Here is a 24,274-nt window from a genome sequence, read left to right as displayed (position 1 = left end):
TTTTTTTCTGTGTAATGTGTGCTGGTTGTTAGTTGTTTAGCTTCAGCCCTGCTGCTTTATCGCCAGCTTTTTCTGGGGTAATTACTTGCCCTTCCTGTAAGCGGTCTAAGCCGCTCAATACGATTTGATCTCCAGATTTAACACCATCTTTGATGAGGTAATTATTACCGCTCTTGCCAATAACGGTGATGGGCATTTTAGAAACTTTATTCCCTTTATTCACCGCAAAAACGAACACTTTATCTTGCATTTCAACGGTAGCCGATTGAGGGATTAAAATCGCATCATCATGTTTTAAACCCAAGCGAAGTTTGCCGGTATTTCCTGAGCGTAATGTTCCGCTTGCATTTGGAAAGCTGGCTCTTAAAGTAATGGCGCCAGTATTTTTATCAAACTGACCATCAATCATATCAATCTTACCCTTAATTGGGTAGATAGAATTATCGGCCAAAACCAGTTCAACTGGCGGAAGGTGTTTAATTCGATCTGCTGGACTATTACCCGGATAGTTTGAATTGAAACTGTTGAAATCGTTTTCAGCCAAAGCAAAATATACGTGAACCTCGTGGATATCAGATAATTGTGTTAAGGCAGTTTGATCTGTTGGTGAAACTAAGCTTCCTTGTTTCTTTGGAATCCGACCGATATAACCGCTAACGGTAGCTTTAACATTGGTATAACCCAAATTAATCTGGTGCCGATGCTACACTCGCTTTAGCTTGCTCTGCATTTGCCTGCGCAATTTTGTAGGCCGTTTTAGCCGTTTTTAATTGGAATTCTGAAACAACTTTATTTTGAACCAATGGGGTCAATTTATCAACCTCTAGCTGCGCATTTAAAATTGCCGCTTCCGCAGCGTGCAGGCTTGCCTTTGCATTGTTTAAAGCTTCGCGATATGGATTTTCATTGATTTTAAAAAGTGTTTGTCCGGCCGATACATAAGCACCTTCGTTAACTAAAACGCTTTGAAGGTAACCACTCACTTGCGGACGAACATCAATATCCACCGCACCTTGTATGGATGCAGGGTATTCTATAAATGTGGTTTCTGAGCTTTCACTAACAAAACTAACGGGCAATACCGGTGGCGGCGGTGCCGCAGCGGCCTGCTCTGGCGATGATTTACAACTAATAAGCGTTACGGAAAGTAAAAAAATAATTAACAATGACTTAACATTGTTAGACTGTTTAACACTGTTAAGTAGCATAAACAAGTAGTGGATAGCATTCATATGATTAAAAATTATAGTGGATTTAAAGTATATAAATAATCTAACAGCGTTAGATTATGGATTAAAAAAAAACTAATTGTTAATAGACAATGTGATGCCTTTAATGGCATCTTTCAAAATTTGTTGGTTGATCTCATCTGTTGTTCTTCCATTGGGGCGAACCAAATTAATCGAAATTAAACCATGTATGATAGACCAATAAGTATAATACTTCATACAGATATCATCTTCTGATACGGGTTTTTTCTTAAATAAAGACTCAATCACTTCACCCAGCATGGCGCCTACATTCTCGGCCTCTGGCATCGAACTTTTTACGTTGCAACATACCATGTCAACACCGTACATCAATTGATAAAATTCTTTATTGGCAAAAGAAAAGTTCCAATAGGCAATCCACATGGCCTCCATTTTATCTTCAGCCAATTCATGTTTGTCTCTAGCTTCACGAATATCTTTGGCAAGAATCAAATACCCTCTTCTCGTGAGTTCAAGTAAAATGCCTTCTTTGTTTGAAAAGTATTCGTAAATGATTGGTGCAGTGTATTCAATTTGATCGGCAATTTTACGCATGCTCAATGCCTGCCAGCCTTCAGTTTGAACAATGTTCAAGGCAGCATCCAGAATGTTTGTTCTGGTTTCATCTTTCAAACGTAGAATTCTTTCTTTACTTCCCATCTCTGGATTTATTAAGTGTAAATAATCTAACACCGTTAAGCAAATGTATAACCAATTCAGAAATTGAGCATCATTCAATTGTCAAATGAAATTTCATGCTATTAAAAACCAGTTTAAACCCATTTCAGACCGTTTTTTTTGTGGAAAAATCAATAATTCAATCTAGCTAGAAATGTTCTGCTTTTAAAAAATTTGGAAAAATTGAGACAAAAACAAAAAAATTGATCATTTAAGAGGATGAATGCACCACATCGTCTTATCTAATGATTGCGGTTCATGCTGCTTAAATGATCAAAAAATGCTATGACTTAAACGCTTGCATGAATTGGCTTACGTTTTCTTCTATGTTGCCGTTTGCGATTGCCTTTACGAATGCTGTTCCAATAATCGCCCCATTTGCATAGGTGCATGCCTTATCAAAAGTTTTTCGATCGCTAATCCCGAAACCAATCATGGTTGGGTTTTTAAGATTCATATCTTTTATTCTGCTGAAGTAAGTTTCTGTAGTATCGCCAACTTCGAGATTTTTACCCGTTGTTGCCGATGATGACAACAAATAAATAAAGCCATTGGTTAAGCCGTCAATTTTGTGGATGCGTTCATCGGCAGTTTGAGGGGTAATCAAAAATACATTGCTTAGGTTATGTTCTTCGAAGCATCCTTTATAAAACTCTTCGTATTCAACCATTGGTAAGTCTGGCACAATACAGCCATCTACGCCTACTTCTGCACATGCTTTGCAAAAGTTTTCTACGCCAAACTGTAAAACAGGATTTACGTAACCCATGAGTAAAACAGGAATGGTTACGTTTTTGCGCAGGTCTTTAAGTTGCTCAAAAAGCACTTTAAGCGTCATGCCTTGATCTAAAGATCGCTTACTACTGGCTTGGATAACGGGTCCATCAGCTACAGGATCGGAATATGGAAATCCAATTTCGAGCATATCCGCTCCAGATTTTTCTAATGCCTCCGCTATTTGAACCGTATCGCCAATATTCGGATAACCTGCTGTATAGTAAATTGATAATATATTTTTCTTCTCTTGAAAGAGTTGTTTGATTCTGTTCATGGTGTTGAAATATGAGAGTTGAGATATGAGACTGGAGATATGAGATTGGAGACATAAGATTTGAGTAATAGACAAGGTGGCTGTTATTACCTATTTATCCCATCCTCCAATTACCATCGCTACATGTTCATCTACAAATTAAAATATTTGATGTAAGTATCTAAATCCTTATCGCCGCGGCCAGATAAACAAACCACAACATTTTCGCCTTTCTTAAATTCCATTTTTTCTAAATATGCCAATGCATGTGCGCTTTCAATTGCGGGTATAATTCCTTCCAATTGGGTGAGCAACAATCCAGCATCTAAACTTTCTTCATCGGTAATCGATACATACTGTCCACGCCCGGTTTTAAACAAATGCGCATGTTGTGGGCCAATACCAGGGTAGTCTAATCCCGCTGAGACCGAATGCGGCTCAACTACCTGTCCATCTGCTGTTTGCATTAAAATACTTCTGCTTCCGTGTAAAACACCTTCTTTACCTAAATAGGTTGTTGCGGCAGAAAATCCGCTAGAAACACCCTTACCGGCTGCTTCAACAGCAATAAGTTTCACATTTTCATCATCCATAAAATGATAGAACATACCCATCGCATTGCTTCCTCCACCTACGCAGGCCAATACATAATCGGGTTGATCGCTACCGGTTTGGGCTAACAATTGTTTTTTGGTTTCTTCAGAAATGATCGACTGAAAAATGGCCACCATATCTGGGTAAGGATGCGGTCCTACCACCGAACCGATGATGTAATGTGTATCAACAGGGTTATTAATCCAGTCTCGCATGGCTTCATTGGTTGCATCTTTTAATGTTTTACTTCCAGAACTGGCGGATACTACTTTTGCGCCTAGCATTTTCATACGCGCAACATTGGGCGCTTGGCGCTCAATATCCACCTCACCCATGTAAATAACGCATTCTAAATTTCTTAAGGCACAAACGGTTGCCGTTGCAACACCATGTTGCCCTGCTCCTGTTTCGGCAATAATTCGCTTTTTACCCAACTTTTCTGCCAAAAGAATTTGGCCGATGGTATTGTTGATTTTATGTGCACCAGTGTGGTTCAAATCTTCACGCTTCAAGAATATATTAGCGCCGTACCGCTCTGATAGTCGTTTGGCTAAATACAAGGGCGAAGGTCGACCAACATAATCTTTCATTAACTGATGAAACTCTTTTTGAAAATCTACATCAGCAATAATTTGCAAATAATTCTGACGCAATTCTTCAACGTTTGGATAAAGCATTTCAGGAATGTATGCCCCACCAAAATCTCCGTAATATCCTTTTTCGTTTACTTTGTATTTCATAATGTCGTTTTATCAAATCGTTCGGTAAGAACCGACTTATTATTTTTAGAGATTCATTCTCTGGTAATTCTTTTCAATGGTTAATCTACCGAGCTACAATGTCCAATTATACCCGTTGATTCCCTTAGGGCTTAAACCAAACTTATTTTATTTATAAATTCCGCAATCCTATCGGCATTCTTAAGTCCGGGTTCTAGTTCAAACCGGCTGTTCACATCTAACGCATAGAGCCTAGCATCGTTAATTTTTGTGATGGGCTCTGCATGCTCCAAATCAATACCTCCGCTTAAAAAATAGGCTTTGTTCAACGTATATCCATCCAAAATACTCCAATCGAACGTTTTGCCAGAACCGCCGTGCGCTTTTGTTTTGGTGTCAAATAGGAAATAATCCACTACGTCGGTATAGGGAACTAAAATAGAAAAATCAAAATCTTCATCAAGCCCAAAAGCTTTTATAATTTCTAAACCTGGAATAGAAGATTTCAAGTTGCTACAGTCTTCTACAGATTCGCCGCCATGTAATTGAACCGCATTTAGCTGATGTTGGTTTACTTTTTCTTTAATTTTTTCTACTTCTTCATCTACAAAAACCCCAACCGTTTTAATCTCCTGTGGAATGTACTTAATCAGCTCTGCCGATACCTCATTTATAAACCGTGGCGATTGCTCATAAAAAATAAAACCTAAATAATCGGGTTTTAATGCCGCTACACTGGCTATGTTGGCCGCGAACTTCATTCCACATACTTTAATTTTCATTGTTCTGCTGGGCATTATGCAACTAATTTTTTAAAACTGTTTAATGCCTTTTTGCTCGTTAACGATTCTTCTGCTTCATAGAAGCAATCGGCGAAGGTTGCTGTCGGTTTTATGGTTTTTATGGCTAGGGCAGAATTACAAAGCACCACATTGGTTTGAACATCTGTGGCTTCACCATTCAAAACATCCATAAATATTTTGGCAGAAGATTCTACCGTATCACCGCCTTTAATATCTGTGGTAGAAACCTTTTCAAAGCCCATATCGCTTAAAGTTAAAATGCTTTCGCCTTTATTGTTAAAGGTCTTCACATCGCATGTTAATGAAATCTCGTCGTAACCTTCTAGCGCATGCACAATGGTGTAGCTTTTGGTGGTATCTTGGTATAGGTAATTGTAAAGCCTAGCCAATTCTAAACTAAAAACACCCACCATTTGATATTTAGGCTGAGATGGATTAACCATCGGGCCCAGCATGTTAAAGAATGTTTTAATGCCCAAATCTTTACGAATTGGCGCTACAATTTTCATTGCGGGGTTAAACAATGGCGCGTGTAAAAAGCATATTCCGGCGGTATCTAAATTCCTTTTCAGCACATCCTGATCGTTGGTAAAATTGTAGCCCAAATATTCCATTACATTGGATGAACCACATCCTGAAGAAACGCCATAATTACCATGTTTTGCCACTTGATAGCCTGCTCCTGCCACTACAAAAGAGGATAGTGTAGAAATGTTGAAGGTGTCTTTTCCATCTCCACCTGTACCACAAAGATCGATAAGTTCGTAATTGGAGAAATCTGTTTTTAAAGCCAAATCGAGCATGGCATCACGAAAACCCTGCAATTCATCAACCGTTATATTACGCATGGCATAGGCGGTAATAAAGGCTGCAATTTGCGATGCGTTAAATTCGCCCTGTGTGATGGAAATTAGGATATTCTTGGCCTCTTCTCTGCTAAAGCTCTTATTCTCAAATAAATGGTTTAATATCTTTTTCATGTTTGTATGCGCTCAATCTTTGTTTCGTGTGCCCACGAACCAATAATAATTTTAATCCAATTCGTTTCGTGAGGATACGAACCGAAGCGATTTTTAATAAAAAAAGGATTGCTTTTTGGGCAATCCTTTTAATTGTGTTTAAATATTTTAAAATATATAACAATAAAATTTGCCTAACGAATTTCGTTATGCCACCACCAATTGTTATTTAAGTTTTTAATTATCATGTTTGTATTGAACAAATATTGACATTATTTTTAATATTCCAAAATCTTTCTAAAATATATGGCTTTCTTTAAAAGAAAAGTACAATTTAATGATGATCTGGGTTTCGGCTCTGCCCCAGTAATCAAAAATCAACGGGTATTGAATACCGATGGTACTCCAAATATAGAAAGAACAGGCTTACCTTGGTTTAAGTTTGACGATACCTACACCCGATTGGTTACCATGAGCTGGCCACGTTTCTTCGTGGTAATTTTAACGGTTTACCTCATTGTAAACACGCTCTTCGCAATTGCATACAACATTGTTGGAATAGAAAATTTAGATGGTGCTAAAGGATTAACATTAAGAGACCAGTTTTTCGATGCTTTTTTCTTTTCTGCCCAAACCATTTCTACAGTGGGCTACGGACACATCTCCCCTCAAGGTTTCATCACCAGTATTTTGGCCGCCTTTGAAAGTATGCTTGGGTTACTGGCTTTTGCGTTGGCCACTGGTTTACTCTATGGTCGCTTTAGTAGGCCAACCTCTAAAGTCACTTTCAGTAAGAAGATGGTAATTGCCCCCTATCAAAACAGAACGGGTTTAATGTTTAGGTTGGTGAATCTTCGCCGTAACTCTTTGATTGATGTTGAAGTGCAAATGTTTATGACTTTTAATGAAACCATTGACGGGCAGTTGAAAAGAAGTTTCTATCCTCTCGATTTAGAACGCAATAAAATTAGCGTGCTTTCATTAAACTGGACCGTAGTTCATCCCATTACAGAAGATAGCCCGCTGTTTGAAAAAACTTTAGCGGAGTTAAAGGTTGCGGAGGTTGAAATCTTCGTCATTTTAAAGGCTTTTGATGATACTTTCGCCGAAACCATCCACACCAGAACAAGCTATCAAGATGAAGATATTGAGATGAACGCAAAATTTGAAATTATGCATCACCACAACGAAGATGGCAAAACTGTTTTGGATTACAGCAAATTAAACCATACCATAAGCACCCTAGAAAACGCTAAAAACCCAAATTCAGTTTCTTAGAAATCAGCTACTTAGCCGAAACCCGAAGCATAAAAGCAACCATATCTTTATACAAGTCGTTACCGCCAAATATCATCTGGCTAATCATCGGTACATGGCTTTTGCCTTTAATTTCTTTGATTTCCACAGGTACTTGATTGGCCTTAAGCTTTTCGTACAGTCGTGGAGTTTGCAATTTGATGGCGCCGTAAGTTTTACTTCCATAAAAAAGTAGATGAGGATTTTTGATGTTGCCTACGTAATTTAAAGGAGAAGCTACTTGCCAAACCGAAGGTTGATCGGTAAATGTTCTGATGAAATCGAAATAAAAATCGTCTTTTTCTGCAGTTGTTAGATATTCTTTCATGTCCAGCCCAAAGGGATCGTTGAGAATCATTCCCTTTATCGGATTTTTTATGCCAACGTGTTTAAAATATTTTGGATCAGCGTTGATTAACTCACCAAGATGAGCACCGGCTGAATGCCCCATTACAAAGATCTTTTCTGGACTTGCCGAGTAGTTTGAAATGTTGGCCTGAACCCATTTCACGGCTGCAGCACAATCATCGCCCATTTTTTCATACTGAACGTTTGGAGCCAATGGGTAATTGATAATTACGGTTACGATACCTTTTCTAGCGAAGTTTCTCCCTAGCCACCAGTAGGTCTCCTTTTTGCCGCTACTCCAAGAACCACCATGAATAAAAATTAAAACAGGCTTATCTTTTACATCATCATTTTTATAAAAAACATTCAGCGTATTTGCTTCATTTGTATTTGATGCATAATTGATATTTTTTGCTGTTTTTACCTGTGCAGAACTTAGGATTGTTTGAAACAAAAGCATGATGAGAACTAATTTTTTAAGCATACAAAAAGGGTTTTCTCTTTCAACAGTAGATTAACGTAATTGTTGGTTTAATAGATTCTTTTATGATTTTATTGTTGATAGATCATCATCCACTCACCTACAGACTAATTTATGATTTTATCAAAGGGTTCTTTTCTTTTGCAAATAAATCAAATACCTTTTTATCTACAAAGGCGGGGAAAAGTTTGTTCATCCAAACGGCTAATTTACCTTGCCCCGTCATCACCAAGGTACGTTTCCGTTTCTCTACACCATCGGCAATAATGGAAGCTACTTCTTCGGATGTCATCATTTTACCTTCTTCCATGCTCGTTTCGCCATGGGCAACACCATCTTTAGCAAGCGCTGCTACGCGGATATTTGATGTGGTAAAACCTGGGCAAGCCACCAAAACATTTACGCCTGTTTTTAAAAGCTCTGTGCGTAATGATTCCATAAAGCCATTCATTGCGAATTTAGATGCAGAATAACCTGTTCTACCTGGCAACCCGCGATAACCTGCTATGGATGAGATGCCTACTACCGTACCTTTGGTTTTTAAAATCTCTGGTAAGGCATATTTGGTGCAATAAACTGTGCCCCAAAAGTTTACATCCATTAAATTTTTAAGTACAGATAGATCTAAATCGTTAAATAAGGCCCGCATAGATAAACCTGCATTGTTAACTAGAATATCAATTTTATTAAAAGACACCAACGTTTGCTTAACAATTAATTCGCAATCGGCTTCTTTACTTACATCGGCCTGAACAGCAACGGCTCTAATTCCATATCGCTTTTCCAAATCAGCCGTGATTTCGCATAGGGTTACGTATTGTCTTGCCGCCAAAACCAGATTTGCACCGCGTTTGGCAAATTCTTCTGCACAAGATTTCCCGATCCCGCTTGACGCGCCCGTGATGATGATTACTTTATCTTTCAAATTCATTTTTGTTGTATCGTATTTATCCATCAAATATTAGGATTTGAGGGTTCCTATTTTATTTTGAAATAATTTGTTGCTTGGCTAACCTGATCGGTGTTGATAATATCGGCGCCTAAACTATTTAGTAACTTCCAACCAGCCGCGTGATCTGGTGCGTTCCAAAACCGAAAAGGCTTGCCAATTTTATGTGCGTTATCAATCAATTCTTTTAGTTTGGCTCGATCGGTTTCAGAAATTTCACCGATGCCTTTCCACCGAGAATAGGTTGCAAAGTTATCGCTAATCATTACCACCTTCTCCAAATCTTCTGGTGCATAATTGTGGTTGGGCAAGCCATCAAACATTATGGCTGTGTAATTATGAAAATCAGCATCTTTGGGGCGGTTTCCACTAATTACAACCGAAACCTTTAGCCCATTTCTTGCAAAGCTGCTCTGATATTTTTTTAAAGTCTTGAGTAATACTGGGTAGGTTAAATTGAAACTATCTTTAACATCAATCATCAATTGAAAGGCATAGAACTGATTGGTTTTAGCGAATTGTTTAATGGGTTCCAGGTACATTTTATCCAAGGTGTGCGCTGCATTTATTTCTTTTCTGCTATGCGATACCACTAGGGAATTCCCAACTAAAAAAATATCAGCCTCAATTGAGAAAGCTTTATTTTCAACAGCTTCGAAAAATGGATTTTGATGGGTGTAATCGTTGTGCGAGTGAATTTTAACCTGTGCGTGGAGCGCAAAAGTTAAACTCATACAAGCCAATAAAACGAGCAAATGCTTCATCACTTATTTCATCATGGCGTTTTCATAAGGCACCCGAGTAATGATCGAACGGCCCAATGTAATTTCATCTGTATATTCCAATTCGCCACCAAAGGCAATTCCTCTGGCAATGGTGGTAATTGGCACGTTAAATTCCTTCAACTTTTTATAGAGGTAAAAAAGTGTGGTATCGCCTTCCATATTCGGACTAAGGGCTAAAATTACTTCCTTAATATCGCCTGTTCCAACTCTCGAAACTAGGCCGTCTATAAATAAATCTGCCGGACCAATTCCATCCATTGGGGAAATTAATCCACCCAAAACGTGATACACACCAAAATATTGGGAGGTGTTTTCAATGGCCATTACATCTCGGGTGTCTTCAACTACGCAGATGGTTTCTTTATCTCTCTTATGTGATGTACAGATTTCGCAAACGGTATAATCGGAAATATTATTGCAGATGCTGCAATTTTTTATCTGCTGTTTAAGTTTAATCAAGGTATTTCCAAACTGGTTAACTTCCTCTTGTTCTTTATTTAAAAGATGCAAAACCAATCGCAACGCTGTCTTCTGCCCAACCCCTGGTAATTTAGAGAATTCGTTTACCGCATCTTCGAGCAGTTTGGATGAAAAATTCATGTTACAAAAATATATAAAATGTTTATTAATCGGTTAGAAAGTTGATTGGTATCCCTTGTAATTTGGTTTAATGCATCTGTTAACATTTGATTATTGAAGAAATGAACTATTTATTTAAATTGCAAATTCTTACATTTAGCAGCTTAAAACAAAACTATGTCGCCAACCATCCTATTATGTTTCTTAATCGGTTATTTTCTACTACTGATTATCATCTCCTTTGCAACTTCAAAAAACTCTTCCGATAATGCTACTTTTTTTACCGCCAATAAGAACTCTAAATGGTATTTGGTGGCCTTTGGTATGATTGGTACCGCACTATCTGGGGTTACCTTTATTTCTGTTCCTGGCGAAGTGGGTGCTCCGGCGGGAAATCAATTTCAATATTTTCAGTTCGTATTGGGCAATGCAGTTGGCTTCATCATTATTGCCACCGTTTTATTGCCGCTTTACTATAGAATGAATTTGACTTCCATTTACAGTTATATTGAAAAGCGACTTGGGCATTACAGCTACAAAACAGCCGCATCTATCTTTCTATTGAGCAGAACTTTAGGCTCTGCCACCCGTTTATACTTGGTTGTTATTGTTTTACAACGTTTTATATTTGATAATTATGGTGTTCCGTTTTGGTTAACCGTACTGATTTCTTTAGCACTAATTTGGTCGTACACGTTTAAAGGTGGCTTAAAAACCATTATCATAACCGATACTTTACAAACTTTCTTTCTGGTTTTATCGGTTTTTCTAACCATTTATTTCATTTGCAACTCGTTAAACTTCAACATTCCAGAAGCCTTTGAAACGGTTAAAAACAGCAGTTATTCTAAAATATTTTTCTTGAATGATTTCCTTACAAACAAGTTCTACTTCAGTAAACAATTCATCGGCGGTATTTTCGTAACCATTGCCATGACGGGTCTGGATCAAGATTTAATGCAGAAAAACCTAAGCATGAAAACCATCAAAGAAGCGCAAAAAAACATGTTTACGTTTACAGGCGTATTTGTGATTTTAAATGTTTTTTTCTTGAGCGTGGGTGCACTTTTATACATTTTCGCTGCAAAAAACGGCATCGATATTCCATTGGATCACATTACCTCAAAACCTAGAACCGATTTATTGTTCCCAGAAATTGCACTTAACAATTTAGGTGCTTTGCCGGCCATTATCTTTATGTTGGGTTTAACGGCTGCAACCTTTGCCACGACAGATTCTGCATTAACCGCCCTTACAACCTCATTCTGTGTCGATTTTCTGGGTATGGATAAAGCAGAGAAATTAAATGAAGCCACTGCGGTTAGAAAACGCCATACGGTGCATGTTGCCTTTTCCCTCTTGATGTTTTTGGTGATTATTGTGATTAATGCACTAAACAGTTCTTCGGTGGTTAGTTTAATTTTTACCATTGCCTCCTATACTTATGGTCCGCTTTTGGGTTTGTATAGTTTTGGTTTATTTGTAAAAAAACGAGGTTTACATGATAAATTAGTACCAATAGTTTGCATTTTATCGCCTTTTTTATGTTACTTGCTTGCAACGTTTTCGACCACATTATTAGGCGGATATGTTTTTAGTGTTGAACTGATTTTAATTAACGGTTTAATTACATTTTTAGGTTTATTGATGATTAGTAAAAAAACAGATCAACAAACCAGATTTTAATATTAGAATAACAATATATGACGAGTGAAGAAAAAATTAGAAGTGCCTTTGAAAACAAAGATTGGCAAGAAATAAAGGTTACAGACTCTTGGCAAATTTTTAAAATTATGGCCGAATTTGTAGATGGTTTTGAGAAACTAGCTAAAATTGGCCCTTGTGTTACCATTTACGGCTCGGCTCGTACCGCGCAAACAAATAGATATTACCAATTGGCCGAGCAATGTGGCAAGCTGTTAACCGATCGTGGTTATGGCGTTATTACAGGTGGTGGACCTGGTATTATGGAGGCTGGTAATAAAGGTGCGCATACCAATGGCGGTAAATCAGTTGGTTTAAATATAGAATTACCCTTCGAGCAGTTTCACAATAAATACATCGATCATAACAAATTATTGCAGTTTGATTATTTCTTCGTGCGCAAGGTTATGTTTATGAAATACAGTCAAGGTTTTGTTGTACTTCCCGGTGGCTTTGGTACAATGGATGAACTTTTTGAAGCCCTAACCCTAATTCAAACGGGTAAAATCGCCCGCTTCCCTATCGTATTGGTGGGTATCGATTATTGGGGCGGATTGATTGATTGGATTAAAGGCACGATGTTGCAAAAAGAGCATAATATCCATGAGGAAGATTTAAACCTGTTCCGACTTGTGGATACCGCAGAAGAAGCTGCCGAACATATTTTCCGTTTCTACGACAAATACGTATTGAAACCGAATTTCTAAATTGTATGGATTTTAATTCGATTTTAAGATAATAAACTAATAGTAAGTTAGTTACAAAAGGCATTTGATTACACGAATGCCTTTTTTTTATACCTAAAATTTAGTCTGTAACAACTCGATACAACTATGCTCTAAAAGCAAAGTATTTAAGATGGCAAAATTAATTAATTGGAAGCGAAATTGGTTAAACTCAAAATTCGAACTTTTTGTTGATGGCATGCAGAAAGGTGCAATTATCTTCAATAGCTGGAAAAATGAGGCTGAATCTAACTTTGAGCATCAAGATTATACCTTTAAATGTGTTGGTTTTTGGCGCCCTAAAACAAATGTTTTTGATAAAAAAACCAATGAGCTTGTTGCGGTAATTAGCTATGACAACTGGAAAACACGAGCTGTAATTCACCTAAATTCTGGCGAGCAGTTTGAATGGAAACCAACAAACTTCTGGAAATCACAATTTAGTGTATCTAACCATATCGACACCAACATTGTTTATAGTCCTTTATCAAACACAGGCTCCATATCAAGTGATACCGATAACAGCCTTATCATTATTGCTGGATTATTTATTAAACAGGTTTACAACAAAAGGGGCATGACGCTTGTTGCTTGTTTCGTACCCATTATGATTGCCGCAACCTCAAGGCATAATCATTAAAAATAAATGATCATGGAGCAGACTTTAAATTGGAGAAAAGGAACATTTGATAGCAATTATCACGTATTTAAGGATGGCTTGCTCAGATTTTCTCTAAACTTTAGCTCATGGAAAAATTCTGCTATCGCCACTACTCAAAATGGAATTTATCTGCTAAAAAGTACAGGCTTTTCAAATCCAGAAACAACGCTTTTCAATAACAAGAATGAGGTTTTGGCTAAAATCAGCTACGATTTATTAAGTTTTAAAGCGAAAATCATCTTCCCATCTGGCGAGCAGTTCGATTGGAGTTTCCAAAACAGCTGGCTAAGTAGATGGTCGTTAAACAACAAGAACGACAAACAAATCCTTTTTAATGCCTCTAGCGGCAGCGGAATCGTCCACTCCAATGTAGATGATGATTTGTTGGTGTTCTGCGGTTTATTTATCAGAGAATATTACGCTAGAATCTTATTCCTCTTCATCCTAATGGTGTTTTTCCTATCTTTCTTTAGAAGTGTTTTTTAGGATGATTGCTGTTTTTAAAGACCGCTAACACCGCCACTTACCACCAATTTCATGGCTTCAGCAGCGCTCATATTCAAATCCTTAACCTGATCTCTTTTTACAATACAAAGCTGTCCAGCAAAAGAATAAGACAAAGGAAAATAAACGGCTACATCATCAGGTAGCTCTAATTTCTTTAAGTCGTTTTGAGTTAAGAAACCAATCTTTTTTAAGCCCCCTTCTACCTCTACCAATACAGGGTGATTAAATTTCTTTTCATCGCCCACAAAGGCTTCAGTTAAATCTTTAATTGAAGAATATATGAAATTGAACAAGGGCAAGCGGTGCATAATGCGCTGAAACCAATTGTACATCGGTTCTGTAACCAAATTGGTTACAAAAATTCCTGCCAATAAAATGATGGTTAAAACGGTGAGCAAGCCCAAGCCAGGAATGTTTCTACTTTCGCCGGTTCGGGGATTTACGCCTAAAATATTATTTACATTTAGCCAGCTATCTACTGTGGTAACCGCCCATACTACAATAAAAATACTCACAGCAATGGGCACAACAATTAATAAACCTTTAATTAAATAGTTTAAAATGGCTTTCCCGATCTTGTTCATGGTGCAAACTTATTCAAAAATGTTCAATAGTTCTTGTTTTTAAACTGTTTTCCTTTAGCATCAGAGTTTTGAGTATGGGGTTTAAACCGAAGGCTTGCACATAATCTGGAACCGAAATTTTCTTTCAATTTTTAATTGGATGACTAAACGGTAGATAAAGACGTTCATTTAAATTTTAACATTTGGAAAGGAACGGAAGGAGTTCTTGGCGGGCAGTGGTCCGTCTTTCCGCTAAATCCCCGATTGAAAAAATCGGGGGATACCGCTTCAATACGGTTTAGGAACAAGGGTTGGTGCACCATTTTAATCATTTTTGCCCTTACCCATGCGTCCCAAGCCCAACTAAAATAACCCCGATTGTATTGAAGCCATTTTTCATGGCGAAAGTAAAGCGGGACTGCCGAAACCGACCAGCACTGCAACTACGCTTCAAATTTTTAATTGGATGACTAAACGGTAGATAAAGACGTTCATTTAAATTTTAACATTTGGAAAGGAACGGAGGGAATTCTTGGCGGGCAGTGGTCCGTCTTTCCGCTAAATCCCCGATTGAAAAAATCGGGGATACCGCTTCAATACGGTTTAGGAACAATGGTTGGTATAAATACATCAATTACTCAACATCTGTGTTTACCCATCTGCCCCAAGCCCAACTAAAATAGCCCCGATTGAATTGAAGCCATTTTTCATGGCGAAAGTAAAGCGGGACTGCCGAAACCGACCTGCACTGCAACTGCGCTTCAAATTTTTAATTGGATGATCAAACGGAAGATAAAGACGTTCATTTAAATTTTAACATTTGGAAAGGAACGGAAGGAATTCTTGGCGGGCAGTGGTCCGTCTTTCCGCTAAATCCCCGATTGAAAAAATCGGGGGATACCGCTTCAATACGGTTTAGGAACAATGGTTGGTATAAATACAGCAATTACTCAACTTCTGTGTTTACCCATGCGACCCAAGCCCAACTCAAATAGCCCCGATTGTATTGAAACCATTTTTCATGGCGAAAGTAAAGCGGGACTGCCAAAACCGACCAGCACTGCAACTGCGCTCCTAATTTTTAATTGGATGGCTAAACGGTAGATAAAGACGTTCATTTAACTTTAACATTTGGAAAGGAACGGAGGGAATTCTTGGCGGGCGATCGTCCGTCTTTCCGCTAAATCCCCGATTGAAAAAATCGGGGGATACCGCTTCAATACGGTTTAGGAACAATGGTTGGTACATACAGCAATTACTCAACTTCTGTGTTTACCCATGCGACCCAAGCCCAACTAAAATAGCCCCGATTGTATTGAAGCCATTTTTCATGGCGAAAGTAAAGCGGGACTGCCAAAACCGACCAGCACTGCAACTGCGCTTCAAATTTTTAGTTGGATGGCTAAACGGTAGATAAAGACGTTCATTTAAATTTTAACATTTGGAAAGGAACGGAGGGAATTCTTGGCGGGCAGTGGTCCGTCTTTCCGCTAAATCCCCGATTGAAAAAATCGGGGGATACCGCTTCAATACGGTTTAGGAACAATGGTTGGTATAAATACATCAATTACTCAACATCTGTGTTTACCCATCTGCCCCAAGCCCAACTAAAATAGCCCCGATTGAATTGAAGCCATTTTTCATGGCGAAAGTAAAGCGGGACTGCCGAAACCGACCTGCACTGCAACTGCGCTCCTAATTTTTTAGAGAAATAGCTGATGTAAGATTAAATCTTCCTTTTAATTGAATTTTTATTCGTAGAAATATACTCGCTTTACCCTTTGAGAGATGTTTGTTAGAATTTCGTACGGAATGGTATTAATTTCTGCAGCTAAGTCGACTATACTGTGTTCTTGGTTGAAAACGATGGCTTCATCGCCTGGCTGTACATCCAAATTTGAAACGTCTAACATCGTCATATCCATACAGATAGATCCAATTGTGGGCACCAATTGACCATTAATGAGCATTTTCCCTACGCCGTTTCCAAAAGCACGATTGTAGCCATCTGCATAGCCGATTTTTACTGTAGCTATTTTTCCGCCATTTGGCATCACCCCTTTTCGGCTATACCCTACAGTTTCGCCAGCATTTAGGGTTTTAACTTGTGTAACGGTAGTTTTGAGTACCATTGTAGTTTGTAAACTAGGATTGTTCGATATTGCTGCATCGAAGCCATATAAGCCAATTCCTAATCTAACCATATCCATTTGAGCATCGGGCCAACGGCTTATGCCAGATGTATTGGAGATGTGGAGTAAAGGCTTATAGCCTAAAATTTCGATTAATCGATTGGCGATGATTTTGAAAGTACTAATTTGCTGCTGACTATACTCATCGTGCTGAGATTCTCCACTCGCCACCAAATGCGAAAAAATACTTTCAACTTTTATATTATCGTTTCCTTTTAGCAAATCGATCAACTGATCCAACTCTGCCTCATCAAAACCTAAACGATGCATTCCGCTATCAATTTTAATGTGTATTGGGTAGTTGGTTTGATTGGACAAGGCATTTACGAAAGCATTTAATATTTCGATGCTGTAAATTTCGGGTTCTAAATGATGTTTAATGATGGCTTCAAAAGCAGATTCTTCTGGGCTCATTACCATAATCGGCAGCGTAATCCCAGCTTTACGCAAAGCAATGCCTTCATCGGCATAGGCTACGGCCAAATAATCAACCTTATGAAATTGTAATAAATTGGCGATTTCAAAACTTCCGCTCCCATAAGAGAATGCTTTAACCATGGCCATAATTTTTACGCCAGATTTAATTTTAGAGCGATAAAACTGAAGATTATTCACCATCGCATTCAAATCAATCTCTAAAACGGTATCGTGAATTTTTTGGGTAAGCAACTTACTAATCCTCGCGAACTCAAATCGCCTTGCTCCTTTTACCAGAATAGTTTCGTGGCTAAATTGTATGCTGGGAAAAGCGGTAACGAAAGCATTTGTATCATCAAAAAACTGGGTCTCCAAATTAAATAAACTAGCATATTTTGACAGGTGAGCTCCAATTCCAATCAATCGATTTACCTTTTTTTGTTTTAATAAATCTGCTATTTCAGTATATAAATCTTGATCTGAACGCCCAGTTTCAAACAGTTCGGATAAAATGACCGTCTTTTTTGGGTGTTGGTTCTGTTGATTTAGAAAATCGAGTGCAATGGCTAATGAGGAAATATCTGCACTATAAGAATCATCAATTATGGAACATTGATTTATCCCGTTTTTGAGTTCCAAACGCATGCTTACGTGACTTAGTTTTTCCAGTCGTAGGTTAGACTGCGCTGGCGTATATCCTATTGCTAAAAGCGTAGCCCAGCAAATGATGCCATTTTCTATTGATGCTTTATCTTTAAAAGGAAGCGTACATTCTATTTCAACATCTTGATAAATCGCCCTCAAACTGCATTTGTCTTCAAGGGGTTCCACAGCAATAATCCTCAAATCGGCTCCCTGTTTACTGCTCCAGCTAAATTTCCTTTTACCCGGTAACTCATTCACAACAAGCTCATTCGTATATTCTGGTGAATAGATGAGTAAATCTGCATTTTTAAATAGTTTCAGCTTTTCTATTAGTTTTTCTTTCTTGGATGGAAAGCCTTCGGCATGGGCCTCGTTAATGTTGGTTAAAATGCCTATTTCTGGCTCAATAATTTCGGCCAAAGTTTGCATTTCATTTACCGAAGAAATTCCGGCCTCGAAAATACCCAAGTTGTTTTCTGCATCAATTTGCCAAACAGAAAGGGGTACTCCAACTTGCGAATTATAGCTTTTCGGGCTTCTAACAATGTTAAAATCTGTGGCCAACAGCTGATATAGCCATTCTTTAACAATGGTTTTACCATTACTACCTGTTATGCCGATGGTTTTTAAGGTAAACTGTTTTCTGTGATGTGCGGCAAGTGTTTGTAATGCAGTTAAGGCGTTTTCAACCAGAATAAAATTGCAATCAGGATATTGTTCAACATAGTCCGGTTTAGTAATTACAAAATTCCTGATTTGTTTAGCATAGGCATCTGTTATAAAATCATGCCCATCCCGATGGGATGACAAAGCAAAAAACAATGAATGCTCTGGCACTAAAACCGAACGGCTATCAATTGCCAAATATTTTATAACTACTTGTCCATCAATTAGTTTTGTTTGGGAATTTAATATCTGGGCAAGCTCGGTAACGGTATAATTTTGATGCTGCATGCTTTTAGTTTCAGAAAAATGTGGTATTGGTTTTTATTTTTACGAATTTCAGTAATTAATTATGAAAAGCGGTAAAGAAGAGCCAGTATATTTAGATAAAAAACAAGCCTTAGCTAAGGCAGAAAGTTTTTGTGTTTACCAAGAGCGTTCTCAAAAAGAAGTTCGATATAAACTGGTTGAATGGGGAATTCGAGGCGATGAGCTTGAAGAAATTCTATCTGACCTGATTATGAATAATTTTTTGAATGAAGAACGCTTTGCAAAAAGCTACGCTTCGGGGAAATTTAACATTAAAAAGTGGGGAAGAGTAAAAATAAAACAGGGTTTAAAGCTGAAAGGTGTGCCCGATAGGATATTACAAAAAGCTTTATACAGCTTGGATGATGATGATTATTTAAAAACGTTAACTGCACTTGCCATTAAGAAGTCGGAATTTATTGCCGAATCTAACCCGATCAAAAGAAAAATGAAGCTGATGAACTACCTTCAAGGAAGAGGTTTTGAAACGGATTTAATTTTACTTGCACTGAAAGCCAGCAATTTAAACTAAATATTAAATTTTTAATAAAAAAAATCTTGACAGAAATATAAATCTGTCTATATTTGCATCACCAAAACGAAACAGAATATCAGTTAAGTTTTATGCGAAAGTAGCTCAGTTGGTAGAGCACGACCTTGCCAAGGTCGGGGTCGCGAGTTCGAATCTCGTCTTTCGCTCCATAAATGCCTTCCTACCAGGAGGCATTTATTTTAAGACCTTATTGCTCGATGCTCAGATGGTGGAACTGGTAGACACGCAGGACTTAAAATCCTGTGCCCTTAACAGGCGTGCGGGTTCGATTCCCGCTCTGAGTACTAAACAAAAAATGCAAGCATGTAATAGTTTCACTATCAACAGCTTGCATTTTTTTATTTCTGAGAATTTTACATATCTGATTCGGCCTTATTTCTGAGAAAGATCTATACTGTCATTACGATCCAAGAGGAGATTGACAGAACTATTAATAATGAGAGTTTCATATTGAGATTTGAACTAGGTGTAAATGAAAACATAAAGGTTGCCAATCAAAATTACAAAACTGAGAACTTTTAGAAAGATACTTGTACCCTAACGTACAGATCTTTATAATCCATAAAGTCTTCATAGGCCAATCCTAAAGTAATTCGATGTAAGAAAGATTTAGAATTTAGGTTAATCGATTTGAGTATTTCTCCTTTATAATTTAGTTGATTATAAAATATTGACGAGGTTAATGTAGTGCTAATGTTCAGTTTGGGAAACCATTTAAAAGCATATAAATACGACCCAATTTTCTCATTATCAATAAATAAAACATCAATTCCAGCTCCGATTCCAAAATTGCTTTTCAGATTTAAACCGTATTTAATTTGATGATTTTCAAGTCTATTCCCACCGTTAACATTGGCAAGTTTTCTGTTTTGATAGTTATAAGCAATAAAGTCAGAAAAATTATTTTTTCTATAGAATATTTTCCATTTCGAGGCTTGGAAATTCAAATGTTGAAAACCGTTGTTGTCAAAGTTGTATTGTAAACCGATGCCCGAATTTACTTGCGTTTTTCCTATGAATGAAGCGCTATAAGACGTGAAAAACCCTAATGGAAGTCTGGTTGACCCACTATAACCTATTTCTAAAGAATTTGAAATATAACAAAGAGTATTCAATCCTCCTGAATTATAGCAGCCGATTTTTGGTAAATCATTATTAAAAGTTGTATATGTTTTTTGTAGGTTTAATGAATTTGTTAGTTTTTCCACAAAGTTACGTACGATTAGTGCTTCAGGGATAGAATCTTGCGAGGATGGTGTCCAATACTTTTTTAGCCAATAGGTTTTTTTATCCGTATGTTCGATGATGTAAGTTATTCCGTCTAAACCCTTGTTCCAATTTTTTATTTTATCGTCTGATTGTAGCGTTAAGATGCTGGAGTTTTGAATAATGTTGTAGATGTTTTTGGCCTGTTCCGGTGATAAAATTATTTTATCAAATAACACTTCCGTATTATCCCTATTTGCTTTTCTAGTGTGATATATGTAATTCGTTATAGTACCATTAACCCCACAACTATCTTGTGTAAGTTCTACTACTTGTCCAAGATTCCGAAATCTGAAATTAAATTCATTAGTAGATTTTTCAAAGTCCCTTAAATTTAAAGTTTTTTGAAATTCCTTGCTACTCGTAACAAAATAAGTAGTGTCGCCTTCTAATTTTTTTGTTTGAGAAAAAGCAATTTCAAGTGATAATAAGAATAGGACTAAGATTATTTGCAGTTTCTTCATGCGCTCGCAGTATCGTAGTTAATTCGCTTTTTTGTTATGGGGATGATGTTGATAACGTGATTATTCCATAATAAATTCATAGCCATGTCTTCTATTTGAATTTGCAGGTATGCTATGAAAGGTTGCACTCAGAATTGCATATAGCGTTCTGGGGTTTCCCTAAGATTTAATGTTCTTAGAAAAACAGATGGTTAAGATGAATTGCCACCAATTTTTGCCAAGCACCCCTTTAGCAGTATTTTCTTTTACATCGTAAAGGCGAGAGATCTTTGGATAATGTTATTTAATGTTTGTCTTTATTACTCCTGCATAGGTAGCTGCCCAAATTGCGCCATTTTTATCTTTTGTTATTTTTTCAATGTTAACACTTGGAACATTTGAATTTTCTGTAGTATAAATCTCTAGATTTTTGTTTGATAAGTTATATTTTAGTATTCCTACATTATTTTGGGAAATCCAAAGTGTCTTTTTTTCTTCATCTAACAAGAAATAGTTAATACTATTTTCTGCAAACATCTTCGGATTATCCCCCAAAATTCTTTCCCACGCTCCGTTAGTTTTTAGAATATACATTCCTGCCCCCGTTCCCTTCCCGTTGTATAAGCTAAGCCACAAATTTCCCGCTTTATCCTCATATGCCATAGAAATATAAGCTTTAGAAAGAGGTGAATTTTTGTCGTTTAATTGGATTGTTTTCCCATTTTCAATTCTTACGTTTCCTTCAAATGTGCCTATCCAAACTCTACTTTTACGATCTACATAAACGCCTAAGGTTTTATTTGTCGGCAATTTTGAATTTTCTTTAGTTAGCGTAATCCACTTGTTTCCATCAAATTTTGCCACCCCTTCCCAGGAAGTAAACCACGCATTATTTGATTGATCTATAAAAATCTTTCTTGCCCAATTTATAGGTGAATTTAAGGAGTCGTATTTTGTCCAGTTTTTATCATTGTACTTATAAACATCATAACCAATTACAAACCACTTATTGTTCTTCTTGTCAATTTCCAAGTCCCTAACAGACTCTAATTCATTTTTATTATATTCTTTAGGCCTAATCATCGTATTCGTACTATTGAAATGTTCCCATCTACCATCCTTAATTTTTACGATGCCGTTATCAGTACCTATCCAAACATTATTATCAACATCTACTGAAACCGATCTAGTCATATCCCATGGAAGCTCTGAATTTTGCTGGGTATAAACGGTCCAAGTTTCACTCAATTTGCTTTTGTCACTACCTTTAAGTTCTGGCGTGCCAACCACCTTCATATTTGATTGATTAGTAAAATTAAATACTCTTCTCTTTGCATTTAGTCTCCCATTTTCAAATTGAAGAATAATAGCCACCGAGCTGATCTCTTTTTTGGCTCCTGAAATCGCTGGGGTCCAGTTTGATGTATTATTTATTGCGGATTGAAGCTTCAACGCTGTAGAGGAGATATTTGTTTTATTTTCTGCACTAAGTAGACAGGGCTTTCCATTTTCGTCAATCAATAGTTGAATCTCTATAATTCCTCGTAAAGTTGTTGCACTGTTCTTGTCAAGATTTGACATGATTTCCTGTAGGATGGAGCGGGGAGGCTGTGCTTGCGTGTCACCACAATCTAAGCAAAAAATTGACGCCTTGCAGTCCTGGAATTTTTCTGGATATAGATTTTGGGCGTGTAGCGCTATCGACAAGAGATTTAATATTAAGGGAAAAAATATTTTTTTCATTTAGAGCGTTGTTAATGTTTCGTAGAATTGTAAATAAACCTAAAGATAAAAAAAGGCACAAATTTTTATATATAATAATAGTTAGGCTAAATATCGCCAATGCGCCCAAAATTACATCTAGTTCTGCAATACGAAACCACAACCTGTTATTATGTTTTAACCGTTCAGGCATGGTGTTCTTTCTAACACTAAAAAATGTAATTAACACCTGTAATATTGAAGTGTTATAAAAATCTCCCATTCACCTAAAACTAAACAATTCAAAGGGGGAATTTTCAATTTTTATTCTGGGGTATAAGGACAATCAAATTGTCTTTCTATGTAAAACCTTCCTTCAACCCTTAAGAAAAATGAACATGTTCAATAAATCTCTCATTCCAAAAACTTAAAAAAATCGAATAAAACCTTTCAGAAATGAAAGGTTTTTTGTTTTAAAATTTTATTTAATTATTTTTGATTTAGAAAGTAATATTTCTATATTTGCAACCCCAAAGGAATACATCGAATGTCTTCTTTTCTGCGAAAGTAGCTCAGTTGGTAGAGCACGACCTTGCCAAGGTCGGGGTCGCGAGTTCGAATCTCGTCTTTCGCTCCATAAATGCCTTCCTACCAGGAGGCATTTATTTTAAGAGCCTTATTGCTCGATGCTCAGATGGTGGAACTGGTAGACACGCAGGACTTAAAATCCTGTGCCCTTAACAGGCGTGCGGGTTCGATTCCCGCTCTGAGTACTAGACTAAAAACCTTTCAGAAATGGAAGGTTTTCCTGTTTTGCCGAAATAACAGCGATGTAATTTCTCTCGTACGTTTTATTTCCCCGATTGCTTTTTTTGAAGAGTCAATATGGATTGAAGTGGAGATTTCCTTTTCTGAGCTTCCTCAACCTATCAGCACAAGAATTCCGAAGGTGGATTTATCAGTCTAAAATTATTGATACAATGATACTTACGAAAATAAAATAATGCAATTGCTTATATTCGTTCACAACAACTCACATCCGATGTACTATAAAAAAACGATTGCAATGGCGCTAATTTCTGGATTGGCATTCTCGCTGAGCGCTTTTATGCCTCCGCCAGATCAAAAAGCAAAAAACTTAAAAGTTCTTCCCAAAAACATCAGTCACGAAGAATTAGACAAAGTGATGGACAACTTCAAAATGGCGCTGGGTGTAAAATGCGGATTTTGCCATGCGCCTATGAAAGACAATCCGAGAAAAATGGATTTTGCGAGTGATGAAAAACCTGAAAAGGAAAGGGCAAGAGAAATGATGAGAATGACTGCAAAAATCAACAAGAAATACTTTCATAACGAAATGAAGGATGGAAAGCCCTTTATGGCAGTCGCTTGCATCACCTGTCACAATGGAAAATCAGAACCGCAACGAAAAGCCCCCAATTAAAATTGGAGGC

General features: G+C 37.2%; 22 protein-coding genes and 4 tRNA genes. 11 read left to right on the top strand and 15 right to left on the bottom strand.

All coding sequences use genetic code 11. The features are described 5' to 3' along the window. Window positions 1-28: 28 nt before the first annotated feature. The 7 genes from DHW03_RS19620 to trpD all read right to left on the bottom strand — a co-directional run bounded on the left by DHW03_RS19620 (window position 29) and on the right by trpD (window position 6,054). A complete protein-coding gene (locus DHW03_RS19620) occupies window positions 29-685 on the bottom strand; it encodes an efflux RND transporter periplasmic adaptor subunit (protein ID WP_317046787.1) in 657 nt (218 codons plus the stop codon). A gap of 1 nt (window position 686) precedes the next feature. After that, on the bottom strand, window positions 687-1,232 hold the full coding sequence (locus DHW03_RS19615) for an efflux RND transporter periplasmic adaptor subunit (RefSeq protein WP_317046786.1): 546 nt from the start codon (window positions 1,230-1,232) through the stop codon (window positions 687-689). A gap of 72 nt (window positions 1,233-1,304) precedes the next feature. After that, complete coding sequence (locus DHW03_RS02090; protein WP_109924973.1) at window positions 1,305-1,910, bottom strand: TetR/AcrR family transcriptional regulator; 606 nt, start codon at window positions 1,908-1,910, stop codon at window positions 1,305-1,307. 301 nt (window positions 1,911-2,211) lie between these two features. Continuing rightward, complete coding sequence (gene trpA / locus DHW03_RS02085) at window positions 2,212-2,979, bottom strand: tryptophan synthase subunit alpha (RefSeq protein ID WP_109924088.1); 768 nt, start codon at window positions 2,977-2,979, stop codon at window positions 2,212-2,214. A 131-nt stretch (window positions 2,980-3,110) separates the two neighbouring features. After that, window positions 3,111-4,292 carry a tryptophan synthase subunit beta gene (trpB, locus tag DHW03_RS02080; RefSeq protein ID WP_205940955.1) on the bottom strand — a complete coding sequence of 394 codons (1,182 nt, stop codon included), beginning with the start codon at window positions 4,290-4,292 and terminating at the stop codon, window positions 3,111-3,113. A gap of 131 nt (window positions 4,293-4,423) precedes the next feature. Continuing rightward, on the bottom strand, window positions 4,424-5,053 hold the full coding sequence (locus DHW03_RS02075; RefSeq protein ID WP_109924972.1) for a phosphoribosylanthranilate isomerase: 630 nt from the start codon (window positions 5,051-5,053) through the stop codon (window positions 4,424-4,426). 14 nt (window positions 5,054-5,067) lie between these two features. After that, the gene (trpD, locus tag DHW03_RS02070) at window positions 5,068-6,054 is read right to left on the bottom strand and encodes an anthranilate phosphoribosyltransferase (protein WP_109924086.1); all 987 of its coding nucleotides are present in this window, start codon (window positions 6,052-6,054) and stop codon (window positions 5,068-5,070) included. 285 nt (window positions 6,055-6,339) lie between these two features. Here trpD and DHW03_RS02060 point away from each other — a divergent pair, with 285 nt between their 5' ends. Continuing rightward, a complete protein-coding gene (locus tag DHW03_RS02060; protein WP_109924084.1) occupies window positions 6,340-7,311 on the top strand; it encodes an ion channel in 972 nt (323 codons plus the stop codon). A gap of 7 nt (window positions 7,312-7,318) precedes the next feature. On the opposite strand, the gene DHW03_RS02055 is transcribed toward DHW03_RS02060, so the two are convergent. The 4 genes from DHW03_RS02055 to recR all read right to left on the bottom strand — a co-directional run bounded on the left by DHW03_RS02055 (window position 7,319) and on the right by recR (window position 10,492). Then, complete coding sequence (locus DHW03_RS02055; RefSeq protein WP_109924083.1) at window positions 7,319-8,161, bottom strand: alpha/beta hydrolase; 843 nt, start codon at window positions 8,159-8,161, stop codon at window positions 7,319-7,321. 109 nt (window positions 8,162-8,270) lie between these two features. Beyond that, on the bottom strand, window positions 8,271-9,089 hold the full coding sequence (locus DHW03_RS02050) for an SDR family oxidoreductase (RefSeq protein WP_109924971.1): 819 nt from the start codon (window positions 9,087-9,089) through the stop codon (window positions 8,271-8,273). A gap of 47 nt (window positions 9,090-9,136) precedes the next feature. After that, entirely contained in the window at window positions 9,137-9,841 is a 705-nt protein-coding gene (locus tag DHW03_RS02045; RefSeq protein WP_109924082.1) for a PI-PLC domain-containing protein, read from the bottom strand. A gap of 33 nt (window positions 9,842-9,874) precedes the next feature. Next, window positions 9,875-10,492, bottom strand: a complete 618-nt coding sequence (gene recR, locus DHW03_RS02040) for a recombination mediator RecR (protein ID WP_109924081.1) — start codon at window positions 10,490-10,492, stop codon at window positions 9,875-9,877. Window positions 10,493-10,648: 156 nt separating this feature from the next. Here recR and DHW03_RS02035 point away from each other — a divergent pair, with 156 nt between their 5' ends. The 4 genes from DHW03_RS02035 (at window position 10,649) to DHW03_RS02020 (ending at window position 14,047) form a co-directional block, all read left to right on the top strand. Beyond that, window positions 10,649-12,157 carry a sodium:solute symporter gene (locus tag DHW03_RS02035; RefSeq protein WP_109924080.1) on the top strand — a complete coding sequence of 503 codons (1,509 nt, stop codon included), beginning with the start codon at window positions 10,649-10,651 and terminating at the stop codon, window positions 12,155-12,157. A 17-nt stretch (window positions 12,158-12,174) separates the two neighbouring features. Then, complete coding sequence (locus DHW03_RS02030) at window positions 12,175-12,882, top strand: LOG family protein (protein ID WP_109924079.1); 708 nt, start codon at window positions 12,175-12,177, stop codon at window positions 12,880-12,882. Between the two features lie 151 nt (window positions 12,883-13,033). Continuing rightward, a complete protein-coding gene (locus tag DHW03_RS02025; RefSeq protein ID WP_109924078.1) occupies window positions 13,034-13,540 on the top strand; it encodes a hypothetical protein in 507 nt (168 codons plus the stop codon). 12 nt (window positions 13,541-13,552) lie between these two features. After that, window positions 13,553-14,047 carry a hypothetical protein gene (locus tag DHW03_RS02020; RefSeq protein ID WP_133248485.1) on the top strand — a complete coding sequence of 165 codons (495 nt, stop codon included), beginning with the start codon at window positions 13,553-13,555 and terminating at the stop codon, window positions 14,045-14,047. Between the two features lie 14 nt (window positions 14,048-14,061). Here DHW03_RS02020 and DHW03_RS02015 read toward each other — a convergent pair whose 3' ends face one another. Both DHW03_RS02015 and DHW03_RS02005 read right to left on the bottom strand, forming a co-directional pair. Beyond that, on the bottom strand, window positions 14,062-14,652 hold the full coding sequence (locus DHW03_RS02015; RefSeq protein WP_109924076.1) for a DUF502 domain-containing protein: 591 nt from the start codon (window positions 14,650-14,652) through the stop codon (window positions 14,062-14,064). A 1,730-nt stretch (window positions 14,653-16,382) separates the two neighbouring features. Beyond that, window positions 16,383-18,839 (bottom strand): bifunctional UDP-N-acetylmuramoyl-tripeptide:D-alanyl-D-alanine ligase/alanine racemase, encoded by a 2,457-nt coding sequence (locus tag DHW03_RS02005; RefSeq protein WP_109924074.1) that lies wholly within the window; start codon window positions 18,837-18,839, stop codon window positions 16,383-16,385. A gap of 61 nt (window positions 18,840-18,900) precedes the next feature. Here DHW03_RS02005 and DHW03_RS02000 point away from each other — a divergent pair, with 61 nt between their 5' ends. The 3 genes from DHW03_RS02000 (at window position 18,901) to DHW03_RS01990 (ending at window position 19,694) form a co-directional block, all read left to right on the top strand. After that, window positions 18,901-19,389 carry a regulatory protein RecX gene (locus DHW03_RS02000; RefSeq protein WP_109924073.1) on the top strand — a complete coding sequence of 163 codons (489 nt, stop codon included), beginning with the start codon at window positions 18,901-18,903 and terminating at the stop codon, window positions 19,387-19,389. A 94-nt stretch (window positions 19,390-19,483) separates the two neighbouring features. Continuing rightward, a tRNA-Gly gene (locus DHW03_RS01995) sits at window positions 19,484-19,559 on the top strand. 50 nt (window positions 19,560-19,609) lie between these two features. Next, window positions 19,610-19,694, top strand: a tRNA-Leu gene (locus DHW03_RS01990). A gap of 234 nt (window positions 19,695-19,928) precedes the next feature. On the opposite strand, the gene DHW03_RS01985 is transcribed toward DHW03_RS01990, so the two are convergent. Together DHW03_RS01985 and DHW03_RS01980 are read right to left on the bottom strand one after the other, a co-directional pair. Next, window positions 19,929-21,140 carry a hypothetical protein gene (locus DHW03_RS01985; RefSeq protein WP_109924072.1) on the bottom strand — a complete coding sequence of 404 codons (1,212 nt, stop codon included), beginning with the start codon at window positions 21,138-21,140 and terminating at the stop codon, window positions 19,929-19,931. A 279-nt stretch (window positions 21,141-21,419) separates the two neighbouring features. Continuing rightward, complete coding sequence (locus DHW03_RS01980) at window positions 21,420-22,862, bottom strand: ligand-binding sensor domain-containing protein (RefSeq protein WP_109924071.1); 1,443 nt, start codon at window positions 22,860-22,862, stop codon at window positions 21,420-21,422. Window positions 22,863-23,381: 519 nt separating this feature from the next. Between DHW03_RS01980 and DHW03_RS01975 the strand changes: the two genes are divergently transcribed. The 3 genes from DHW03_RS01975 (at window position 23,382) to DHW03_RS01965 (ending at window position 24,264) form a co-directional block, all read left to right on the top strand. Beyond that, window positions 23,382-23,457, top strand: a tRNA-Gly gene (locus tag DHW03_RS01975). A gap of 51 nt (window positions 23,458-23,508) precedes the next feature. Next, window positions 23,509-23,593: transfer RNA gene (locus DHW03_RS01970), tRNA-Leu, on the top strand. A 269-nt stretch (window positions 23,594-23,862) separates the two neighbouring features. Further along, window positions 23,863-24,264, top strand: a complete 402-nt coding sequence (locus tag DHW03_RS01965; protein ID WP_109924070.1) for a c-type cytochrome — start codon at window positions 23,863-23,865, stop codon at window positions 24,262-24,264. Window positions 24,265-24,274: the final 10 nt, after the last annotated feature.

Origin of the sequence: Pedobacter yonginensis (assembly GCF_003173595.1) — a bacterium.
Taxonomy (GTDB): Bacteria; Bacteroidota; Bacteroidia; order Sphingobacteriales; family Sphingobacteriaceae; genus Pedobacter; species Pedobacter yonginense.
This window is presented reverse-complemented; position numbering and strand designations above follow the sequence as displayed.